This window comes from Aeromonas diversa CDC 2478-85 (assembly GCF_000819805.1).
Classification (GTDB): Bacteria; Pseudomonadota; Gammaproteobacteria; order Enterobacterales; family Aeromonadaceae; genus Aeromonas; species Aeromonas diversa.
Genome location: NZ_CDCE01000016.1, coordinates 160,171 through 169,148 on the forward strand (window position 1 = coordinate 160,171; position 8,978 = coordinate 169,148).

10 protein-coding genes are annotated in these 8,978 nt (G+C 60.7%); 4 read left to right on the forward strand and 6 right to left on the reverse strand.

Annotated elements, in window-relative coordinates; all coding sequences use genetic code 11:
- The 3 genes from BN1121_RS04160 to BN1121_RS04170 all read left to right on the forward strand — a co-directional run bounded on the left by BN1121_RS04160 (position 1) and on the right by BN1121_RS04170 (position 2,117).
- Positions 1-1,011, forward strand: a complete 1,011-nt coding sequence (locus tag BN1121_RS04160) for an ABC transporter ATP-binding protein (protein WP_005360743.1) — start codon at positions 1-3, stop codon at positions 1,009-1,011.
- Positions 1,011-1,655, forward strand: coding sequence for an HAD family hydrolase (locus BN1121_RS04165; RefSeq protein ID WP_005360740.1), 645 nt, complete (start codon positions 1,011-1,013; stop codon positions 1,653-1,655). The genes BN1121_RS04160 and BN1121_RS04165 overlap by 1 nt, the downstream gene beginning before the upstream one ends.
- Before the next feature lie 87 nt (positions 1,656-1,742).
- Positions 1,743-2,117, forward strand: coding sequence for a hypothetical protein (locus BN1121_RS04170; RefSeq protein ID WP_005360738.1), 375 nt, complete (start codon positions 1,743-1,745; stop codon positions 2,115-2,117).
- Here the strand turns inward: BN1121_RS04170 and BN1121_RS04175 are convergent.
- The 5 genes from BN1121_RS04175 to BN1121_RS04195 all read right to left on the reverse strand — a co-directional run bounded on the left by BN1121_RS04175 (position 2,114) and on the right by BN1121_RS04195 (position 6,889).
- The gene (locus BN1121_RS04175) at positions 2,114-2,581 is read right to left on the reverse strand and encodes an ASCH domain-containing protein (protein WP_005360736.1); all 468 of its coding nucleotides are present in this window, start codon (positions 2,579-2,581) and stop codon (positions 2,114-2,116) included. The two genes, BN1121_RS04170 and BN1121_RS04175, sit on opposite strands and share 4 nt — an antisense overlap.
- The gene (locus BN1121_RS18970) at positions 2,578-3,477 is read right to left on the reverse strand and encodes a hypothetical protein (RefSeq protein ID WP_052450249.1); all 900 of its coding nucleotides are present in this window, start codon (positions 3,475-3,477) and stop codon (positions 2,578-2,580) included. Before BN1121_RS18970 ends, BN1121_RS04175 begins: the two co-directional genes overlap by 4 nt.
- A gap of 26 nt (positions 3,478-3,503) precedes the next feature.
- Complete coding sequence (locus tag BN1121_RS04185; RefSeq protein WP_005360728.1) at positions 3,504-4,382, reverse strand: alpha/beta hydrolase; 879 nt, start codon at positions 4,380-4,382, stop codon at positions 3,504-3,506.
- 147 nt (positions 4,383-4,529) lie between these two features.
- Positions 4,530-5,594, reverse strand: a complete 1,065-nt coding sequence (locus BN1121_RS04190) for a DUF3103 family protein (RefSeq protein ID WP_005360725.1) — start codon at positions 5,592-5,594, stop codon at positions 4,530-4,532.
- Between the two features lie 128 nt (positions 5,595-5,722).
- Complete coding sequence (locus BN1121_RS04195) at positions 5,723-6,889, reverse strand: benzoate/H(+) symporter BenE family transporter (protein ID WP_005360722.1); 1,167 nt, start codon at positions 6,887-6,889, stop codon at positions 5,723-5,725.
- A gap of 79 nt (positions 6,890-6,968) precedes the next feature.
- On the opposite strand from BN1121_RS04195, the gene BN1121_RS04200 reads away from it, so the two are divergent.
- The gene (locus BN1121_RS04200; RefSeq protein ID WP_005360717.1) at positions 6,969-7,535 is read left to right on the forward strand and encodes a helix-turn-helix domain-containing protein; all 567 of its coding nucleotides are present in this window, start codon (positions 6,969-6,971) and stop codon (positions 7,533-7,535) included.
- Here BN1121_RS04200 and BN1121_RS04205 read toward each other — a convergent pair.
- A complete protein-coding gene (locus BN1121_RS04205) occupies positions 7,532-8,728 on the reverse strand; it encodes an NnrS family protein (protein WP_005360714.1) in 1,197 nt (398 codons plus the stop codon). The two genes, BN1121_RS04200 and BN1121_RS04205, sit on opposite strands and share 4 nt — an antisense overlap.
- Positions 8,729-8,978: the final 250 nt, after the last annotated feature.

The following is an 8,978-nucleotide window of genomic DNA, read 5'->3' on the forward strand; positions in this document are numbered from 1 at the left end:
ATGTTTCATCTCGAAGTGAGTCAACTGCACAAATCCTACGGCGACACCCCGGTGTTTGCCGGCATCGAGTTCGGCATCCGCAAGGGGGAGCTCATCACCCTGCTCGGCCCCTCGGGCTGCGGCAAGTCGACCCTGCTGCGGGCCATCGCCGGCTTGACCGAGGTCGACGGCGGGCGAATCCAGGTGGCGGGGGAGGAGATCACCCACTTGGCGCCGCAAAAGCGCGGCATCGGCATGGTGTTTCAGAGCTATGCCCTGTTCCCCACCATGACGGTCTATGACAACGTCGCCTTTGGCCTGCGCATGAAGCCGCAGCCCGGGCGCGATCTCGACAAGGCCGTGCGCGAGGCCCTCGAGCTGGTGGAGCTCACCCAGTTGGCCGATCGCTACCCGGTGGCCCTCTCCGGTGGCCAGCGCCAACGGGTGGCCCTGGCTCGCGCCCTGGTGGTACGCCCGCGCATCCTGCTGCTCGACGAGCCCCTCTCGGCACTGGATGCACGCATCCGCCGAGTATTGCGCAGCCAAATTCGCGACATAGTGCGTCAACTCGAGCTCACCACCCTGTTTGTCACCCACGATCAGGAGGAGGCGATGACCCTCTCGGATCGGGTCTTCCTGATGGAGAAGGGAAGCATCATCCAGGCCGGCACCCCGGAGGAGATCTACACCCGGCCGGCGAGCCGCTTCGTGGCGGGCTTTATGGGCAGCTACAACCTGCTCGAGCCCGAGGTGGCCAGCCGCCTGCTGGGGCGGCCCTTTGCCCGGGCCGTGGCCCTGCGTCCCGAGACCCTGAGCCTGGCCCAGTGCGCCACCGAAGGGGAGGGGTGGCGGGTGCTGCCCAGCGTGGTGGAGGAGGCGCAGCTGCTTGGCAACGTGGTACGCTACCGGGTGCGCTGCGGCGACACCGACTTCACCGTCGATGTTCTCAATCGCAGCGCCAAGGAGTTACACCCCGTGGGGCGCCCGCTGCAGCTGGTGGTTCCGCTCGACCAACTGTGTGAGGTGGCATGATGGCCCTGGCCCTGTTTGATCTTGATGAAACCCTGCTGCGCGGCGACAGCGCCAGCCTCTGGCTCGAATACATGGTGGAGCAGGAGATGGCCCCGGCCGACATGATTGCCCGCGAGCAGGCCATGATGAACCTCTACCACCAGGGCAAGCTGGACATGCACGACTACATGGCCTTCACCCTGACGCCGCTGGCCGGCAAGTCCCGCGACTGGGTCGACGGCCACTGCCAGCGCTTTTGCGAGCAGTGGCTGCTGCCGCGTCTCTACCCGCAAGGGCTCGAGCGCATCGACTGGCACCGGGGGCGGGGTGATACCCTGGTGCTCATCTCTGCCTCGGGTGAACACCTGGTCGCCCCCATGGCGCGCCATCTGGGGATGGAGCACTGTATCGCCATCACACTGGACGAGTGTGATGGGCGCCTCACCGGCCAGACCCGCGGCGTCTTGAGCTTTCGTGAGGGCAAGGTGGCGCGCCTTTGCGAGCGCTTTGGCGAGGCGGCCAGCACCGGCAGCTTTGCCTACAGCGATTCGATGAACGATCTTCCCATGCTGGAGTGGGCCACCTTTCCCCATGCCACCAACCCGGCCAAGGCCCTGCGCGAGCTGGCGAGGGCGCGATCCTGGCCCCTGCTCGAGTGGGCGTAACGGCCGCCCGCGCCCCTGTGGCGTGAACCTGCCGGTGCCCAGATCATGCTAACCTCAATGGCACTATCTTCTTGGCGGGGACGCGTGATGAAGGCCAGATATGGTTATCTCGTGCTGGGCTTGCTGATGGCGAGCGCCGAGGCGAATGACAGCTTCAATAGCGAATTGAGTCATTTCGCCGGCGGGGCCGCGATGGGGGCCGGGTTGACGGCCATCGCGGATCACTACGGTTATCGAGAGAAGCGGGGATGGATTGGCTTTGGTATGTCGACCGGGATTGGTATTGCGGGCGAGCTTATCGAGAAGGCATCCGGTCAAGGGCCGTTCTCGGCCCTCGATGCGGGAGCCAATGCGCTGGGAGCGGCCGTGGGGGCGTATGCGACGAGCGAGTGGGTGTTGATGCCCGTTCTCTCTCCAGAGGCCGGTTATGTGGGCTTGATGGGGAGCTACTATCTCAACTAGCCAGGGTAGACCTTATCAAAGCGCTCAAGCACCAGCAGAGAGCGTTCGTTAAACTCGGCCCCGATGGCGGCGGCGTAGTCACTGAAAAAGCGCAGATGGGCGCGTCTCCACCAGGCGTGGCTCCGATCGCCTTCCCCCTCCAGGGCGGCAAAGTCGGCGGTGACCTCGTTAAAGGGGCAGAGGGATACCTCGCTAAGCCTGACAATACACACCGGCTCCTGAGCCCAGTTCAGCACGACGGAGAGCCGTCCCACCTGGGGAAGGGGCACTCCCTCTATCTCGTAACCGGCCAGCAGGCAGCAAGAGGCCCGCTTGATGCCCTGCTCGATCAGGTGCGCGCATTGGTTGGCATTGAACTCATCGGCGCAGAAGTGCTCCGCAATGCACTGAGGCACGCGAGCACGCTCCTCTGCACTCAGGGTGGCAAGGTAACGATGGAGAAATTGTTGCTGCGAGGTATTCATGGTGAAGGGGGACTCATATCAGGGTGTCTCTCGCCCAGTGAAAGGGCGCCGGCGATGTGCTGCTCGTCAAGGAAAATACGTTCGATGCGCTCTATCAGTTCCTGATTATCGACTCGCTCATGCAAGATCATCGCCGTGACTTGCTCGGCCATGCACTCTTCGGGTTGAATGGCCGCGTCGCTATTGTGCCCGATACAAGAGCCGTCATTATTTCTCTCTTTCGTGTCGACTCGCTCGAATGTGGTGCTGTCAATAAAGCAGGCCTTGATCTTCATATCACCCATCGTCATGCACGGCGCAAGCTGCAATACCGGGTAAATCAGGCGCGGTGCACCTTCTTGTTTGGCGATAAAGAAAAAGTCATTGGCCGGCGAGTCCGGGTTGGTAATGGTGGCATCGGCGAGGCTATCGGGTAAGAGGAGCTCCTCTCCTTTAAAGAAACCCAAGGTGTTGTACAGGCGCTCTTTCAAGACAGGGTTGTTTCTCGAGATGAGATGGAACAGCTCATGAATCAACAGGCGTGTCAGTCGGGCCGGCTCTCGCGTCAGCGCCGCAGGGTGAATGACAATGTTGTTGTCGTTTCGACAATATGCATTGCCGGGCTCTTCCTGTCCGTTCGTCTTAATCAAGCCGATGGTCTCGGGAATAAAGAGGGATAGGGTGCCATAACCAGAGAGTGCCGATGCCATGCAGGCGTTGAGCTTAGCCCTTTCATCGTCTGTCCAGTTGAGTACCGAGTTTTCCAGAAGCCGCCTGAAATCCGCATCATCATAGTCAGCTTTCTTTAAACGAAAGGCATAATCCGATCGGGTAAGGCGTGACAAGAATGCATCCTGAGTGAGGAGCCGCGCTCTGGCCTTGTCACCTTCATAGAACACGCATTGGGGCGTTGGCATTATCCCTCCTTGTTACTATTTCCCGATCACGGCATGCCAATAAAATCGGCGACCTGGTTGGCGACCCCATGAGCCCTTGTCGGGTTGGCACGCAACCAAGAGGGGATGGCGTGATCGCAGTCAGGCAGCACCAGCTTGTGTAATTTCTGTGGTGTCATGCTCCGCTCAATGGCATCAATGACCTCAAAAGGAATAGCGCTATAGACTCGTCGCTCATCGAATGGTTTGCTCTGGACATTGGCTATGCCAACCGATCTTCCTGCGATGCCACCAAAGTCAGTCGACTTAAGGGCATCATATTCTCCCATTATCAACATGAGTTCACCGTCAAACTCTCGCAGGAAGGTTAACGAGTGAGAGTCGAGAAATCCGAAGGGCGTGGAGATCGCCTCCTTGAACGGGGCGCCGAAACATTTGTGATAAGCCTCTTCCGGATAAAGGGCAGGACAAAACAGCACAATTTTCTTAACGCTTGCTCGATGCGCCTGCGCCACCTTGAGCGCAAGTGCTCCTCCCAGGCTGTGACCCAGGACGGCATGCAGATGGGGGCCCAGATGGTCAGCGTAGCGTAAGGCCTCTTGCAGATTATGGTTAAGTGACGTCGCCTCCCGTTTCATCCCCGAGGCCTGATGGTGGCCGGAGAGGCTAAAACTCAAACTCGCCACCCCTCTCTTCTGCAAGGGATACAGGATCGGATTTAGCTTGGTGTAGTCCGACCTTGCACCATGGATGGCCAGTAACCGCGGCCATTGTGTTTCTCGCCGCGCGGCGGGCAACACTCGCCCCTCGAGCCTGTAAGCATCAAACGCCTCGGAAAAATAGCGCGCCGGCAGCGGCGGCTCTTCATCGAATTGCCAGGTGTCCCGGGTATTTGAGTCGAATGCCAGCGCAAGAGAGTGGATCACAAGTAATACCCCGAGAGATGTGGAACAACGCAATGAAACAGGAAACGCAGGCCCGCGCCTCTCATCGCTCATGGGTGAACGGCAAGCGAGGGCAGCCTGCAGGATCAAAGAGAGGGCCCTTGGGCCCTCTTTGTATGACGCAACCAGTCAGCGACGGGTCGGTGCAATCTCCTTGGGCTCCAGGGTGATCATGGCGTTTGCGGCGGCGCCGGTGTAATCGCGATAGACCTGATCCTGCTCCAGGGTATAGAAGGTGTCGACATAGTCGTCATTGTTGGTCATCCAGGAGTCGGGCAGCGCCTTGACGATACGGCCACCCAGATCCAGGAAGGGCAGGGCCTCGGGCACACCACCGGCGGTGAAGCCGAGCTTGAGCGCCTCGATCAGCAGGCCAGAGAGCTCCTTGTAGTTGACGTTGTCATCTTGCTCCATCATCACCATGTCGACCGCACCCCAGCGATAGCGATCCCAGTAGACCAGGATCTGGTTCGGGGTGTAATCGGTCTTGTCATGGTCGAGATAGGGCATGTCGACGATGTCCACCACAGGTTCGTCACGGCTCGGATTGACACCGGCGACGATGGCGTAGATCTCGGCGCCACCCAGCAGCCAGGGCTCCTTGTCATCCTGCAGGCGGATCTTCTTGAGGATACTGGTCTTGAGGGGCTTAACCGGCTCGTCGGCCAGCGGGGCCGCCTGCATAGCGGCTTTGGCCAGCGCAGAGCGCATGACGCGCAGGCCTGCGGTCTTCGCCTTGATGGGATCGGCCTCGACCACCAGAACCGGACGATCCGGCGCCTGCTCCACATCGAGATAGACGGGGTTGCCGGCGCTGTCGAACGCCTCAACGGCACTCCAGCTCTTCTCATCACCACTGGGCACATAGGCGATCAGAGGTTCGACACCGGCCTCAAGGGCCTTGATCTGATCCGGTGTCGCCAACCTCACCCGCATCAACTGCTTGAGCTCACCATCGAGTCCCTGACGACGGATCGCCGCAGCATCGGCGGCGGCTGCCTGACGCTTGAGGCGTGCCGGAGCCTTCTTGACTACCTGGGGCAGAGGGGCCTGGTATCCCTGATTGGTCAGGGTGGGCAGCAGGGCGGCGCTCTGCAACGCCAGCTGGCGTGCCAGATCCCGATCTGCATCTGCGGCGTAAGCCGCGCCACTGGTCAGAGCCAGCAGCAGGAGGTATGCCTGAACGTGTTTCATGTTGTTGTTCTCCGTTATTCGAACGCTGACGAGGGCCCAAATTGGGAAGAGGGACCCTCGGCTTCATCAAAAATCAAATTGGGTTGAGAAACCAAACAAAATGTTGAGATGTGTGGGTGAGATCACACTCATCTGACCTGTTTGGGGGGAACTTTTTGCCAAAAGGCCCATACAAGTGTGCCGATCAGGATCCCCCAGAAGGCGGAGCCGATCCCCAGCCAGTTCACCCCTGAGGTTGTCACCAGGAAGGTAATGAGGGCGCTTTCGCGTCCTTGCTCGTCGGCAATAGCCACGTGCAGGCTGTTACCCAGAGTCCCGAGCAGGGCCAGACCGGCGATGGCCGCGATCAAGGGAGCGGGCAGAGCGGCAAACAGGCTGACCACGCCGGTGGCGAAGAGACCGCTCAAGAGATAGAAGAATCCAGCCCAGATGGCAGCCGGCCAGCGGCGAGCGGGATCCTCGTCGACCTCCTTGCCCATGCAGATGGCGGCGGTAATGGCGGCAAGGTTGTAGGCAAATCCACCGAACGGGGCGAGCAGCAGGCCGGTGAGGCCGGTACAGCCGATGAGCGCAGAGGCCTTGGGGTGGTAGCCGTGAGCGTGCAGCACCGCCATGCCCGGCAGATTCTGCGAGGCCAGGGTGACCACGAAGAGCGGGATCCCCACCCCGATGAGGCTATGCCAGGAGAAGCTGGGGCTCATCCATACCGGTGTGGTGACAGAGATGCTGACGCCGCTTAGGTTCACAGGCATCAGGAGCCCGGCGAGCAGGGTGCCGCCGAGCAGCACCAGCACCATGACCAAGCGTGGAGCGGCACGTTTTCCGAAAAGATATAACCCCAGCATGCCAAGGATAAGGAGGGGGTGATCGGGCAGCGGTGTAAACAGGTTGATGCCAAAGCGCAGCAGTATTCCCGCCAGCATGGCTGCCGCCAGGGCCGGAGGCAGCCTCTTAATCAGCCTGTCGACGCCTCCGCTCGAGGCGAGAAGCACCATCAGCGCCGAGCTCACCATAAAGGCGCCGATGGCCTCGCTAAGGCTCACCCCCGACAAACTGGTCACCAGCAGGGCGGCGCCCGGAGTGGACCAGGCGGTGAGCACCGGCATCCGGTAATAAAGAGAGAGTCCGATACAGGTGATCCCCATTCCCAGCCCGAGCGCCCACAGCCAGGAAGCCGTCTGGGCCGTGTCAGCCCCGGCCGCGGCGGCAGCCTGTAAGATGATGGCCACCGAGCTGGTATAACCGACCAGCACCGCCATCAGACCGGCACTGAGATGAGAGAGTGTGTGTGGCATGGGAGCCTCGTGCGTTATAACGTACAATTGGCCTACTATAGTGGTGTGCGCTATAGCGCACAATGATGAAGGAGTAGTAATGGACCAATCAGCTATCGCTCCCGGGGTGCGTATCGCCGCTCGTCTCAGGGAGTTGCGTCAGACCCTCGGCTGGAGCCTGGATCGCACGGCCAGTGAGACCGGGGTGAGCAAGGCGATGCTGGGACAGATAGAGCGTGGCGAGTCGAGTCCGACCGTGGCGACGCTCTGGAAGATAGCCACCGGCTTCAAGGTGTCGTTCTCCAGTTTCCTCGACGTGCCGGCGCCCGATCCCACCACCCTGTTTCGCCGTGCCGATGCCCTGCGCAGTCAACCCGGTGAAGCGGGCATGCTGGTGGCACCGCTCTTTCCGTTTGACCCGAGCATCGGCTTCGAGCTGTTTGAGATGACCCTGTTACCCGGCTATGAGCGTGAGTCAGAGCCCCACGAGCGCGGCGTGAGCGAGCACGTGTTGGTGATAGAGGGAGAGATGGAGGTCTTGATCGAAGGGGGGTGGCATCGCCTTAGGCGTGGTGAGGCGGTGCGTTTTGCGGCTGACGCCCTCCACGGTTATCGAAACCAGGGAGAGGCGCCGGTCCGTTTTCACAACCTTATCCGTTATCCCTAGCCAGGACGACCATCGGCACGTGGTGTGCTGAGGATGGGAAGATAACACCAGACAAACAGCCCATAAGCGAGGATCCAGCCCCAGGCTCCGCCGTGCCAGGCGACCAGGATCTGGGCCGGGAGCAGCAGCGGCAGCGCCGCGCGCAGCAGGGCGGCGACGAGCAGCAGCACAAAAGCCAGGACCATGCGCTTACCCACCACCAAGGAGCGTCCGGTGTGGCCGAGAGAGACGCGCGCCATCATGGCGAGGATCATGCCTCCCATAGTGCCGACGCTTAAGAAATGGCTGGCCGTCGAGAGGCTCAACGGGCCGCCGAGTGCCCACCAGCCCAGAGCGGCGAGCCCGAGGGGAATAAAGAGATAGGCAAGGTGTAACGACCAGAGCAGGGGATGCGCCGCAGTAGCGCGCCATTGCCAGCGTGACTGGCGCAGCAGATGAGCGAGCGCAGCCAGCCCGTAGAGTACTGCCCATTGAGGCTGTTGCAGCCAGGTCATGGGCAGCAGGATCCAACTGGCCATCAGCAGCCAGAGCGTACTTAAAGCGATTCGCTCAAGCCAAGGTAATGGCTCGGCCTTGGGAGTCTGGGTGGCACGGGAGGTAAAGAAGGGGATCACCCGTCCCCCCATCACGGCGATCAGGGTGGTAAAGAGCAGAACCGTGGCGATCAGCAGCTTCTCGGTGAGTAGCCAATCAGTACCAAGCCACCAACTGCTGGCATTGAGGAGTGTCAACACCAGCAACAGGGGCACGAAGAAGAGATTGCGCCACTGGCGTACCTGCACCATGGGGCGCGCAAGATAGAAAGCCGCGAGCGGTAGCCACAGCAGATCGCACGCCATCAGCAGCCAGTTATCATTGCCAAGCAGCGGCAGCAAGAGACGCGGTACCAACCAAAGGGTGACGATGGCCCCAAGCGGTGCGCCACGCACACCGGGAAAGCCGGTCCAGTTTTGTACCGCCGTCAGCAAGAAGCCGGCGACGATGGCGCTGCCAAAGCCAAACAACATCTCGTGGGCATGCCACCAGAGGGGGTTGGAGAGGGCAGGCAGTGCCAGATGCCCGGTTAGCTGCAACCACCACAGCAGCATGGCGAGCACGGAGAAACCGGCACCAAGCAGGAAGAAGGGGCGAAAACCGAGGCGCAGCAGGGGAGGGATGGCCGTTTCCCGTTCGCTATCGAGGATCTGGTGCATGGAAACTCCTGAACATGTAATAGTGCTTTTAGATGTGCATTATAAACTGGCATTTGAAATGTTCAATTGCTGGAGGGGTAAAGAAGCACTCGGAACGTACGGTTTTTCGACAGAACAGCAGGTTTTGGGTGTTTAATGAGCGAACGGTTCGCCAAAGTGAGAAAAAGGGTTGCCAGCGTCGTCGTCATCCCTATAATGCGCCCTCACCAGCACGGCACGCTGCGCTGGACGCCGACAAGGCAACGTTCTT

What these genes read in the sequence shown, in the direction of transcription:
- BN1121_RS04160 (WP_005360743.1), top strand. Translation starts at nt 1, where the DNA reads ATGTTTCATCTCGAAGTGAGTCAACTGCACAAATCCTACGGCGACACC.
- BN1121_RS04165 (WP_005360740.1), top strand. Translation starts at nt 1,011, where the DNA reads ATGGCCCTGGCCCTGTTTGATCTTGATGAAACCCTGCTGCGCGGCGAC.
- BN1121_RS04170 (WP_005360738.1), top strand. Translation starts at nt 1,743, where the DNA reads ATGAAGGCCAGATATGGTTATCTCGTGCTGGGCTTGCTGATGGCGAGC.
- BN1121_RS04175 (WP_005360736.1), bottom strand. Translation starts at nt 2,581, where the DNA reads ATGAATACCTCGCAGCAACAATTTCTCCATCGTTACCTTGCCACCCTG.
- BN1121_RS18970 (WP_052450249.1), bottom strand. Translation starts at nt 3,477, where the DNA reads ATGCCAACGCCCCAATGCGTGTTCTATGAAGGTGACAAGGCCAGAGCG.
- BN1121_RS04190 (WP_005360725.1), bottom strand. Translation starts at nt 5,594, where the DNA reads ATGAAACACGTTCAGGCATACCTCCTGCTGCTGGCTCTGACCAGTGGC.
- BN1121_RS04195 (WP_005360722.1), bottom strand. Translation starts at nt 6,889, where the DNA reads ATGCCACACACACTCTCTCATCTCAGTGCCGGTCTGATGGCGGTGCTG.
- BN1121_RS04200 (WP_005360717.1), top strand. Translation starts at nt 6,969, where the DNA reads ATGGACCAATCAGCTATCGCTCCCGGGGTGCGTATCGCCGCTCGTCTC.
- BN1121_RS04205 (WP_005360714.1), bottom strand. Translation starts at nt 8,728, where the DNA reads ATGCACCAGATCCTCGATAGCGAACGGGAAACGGCCATCCCTCCCCTG.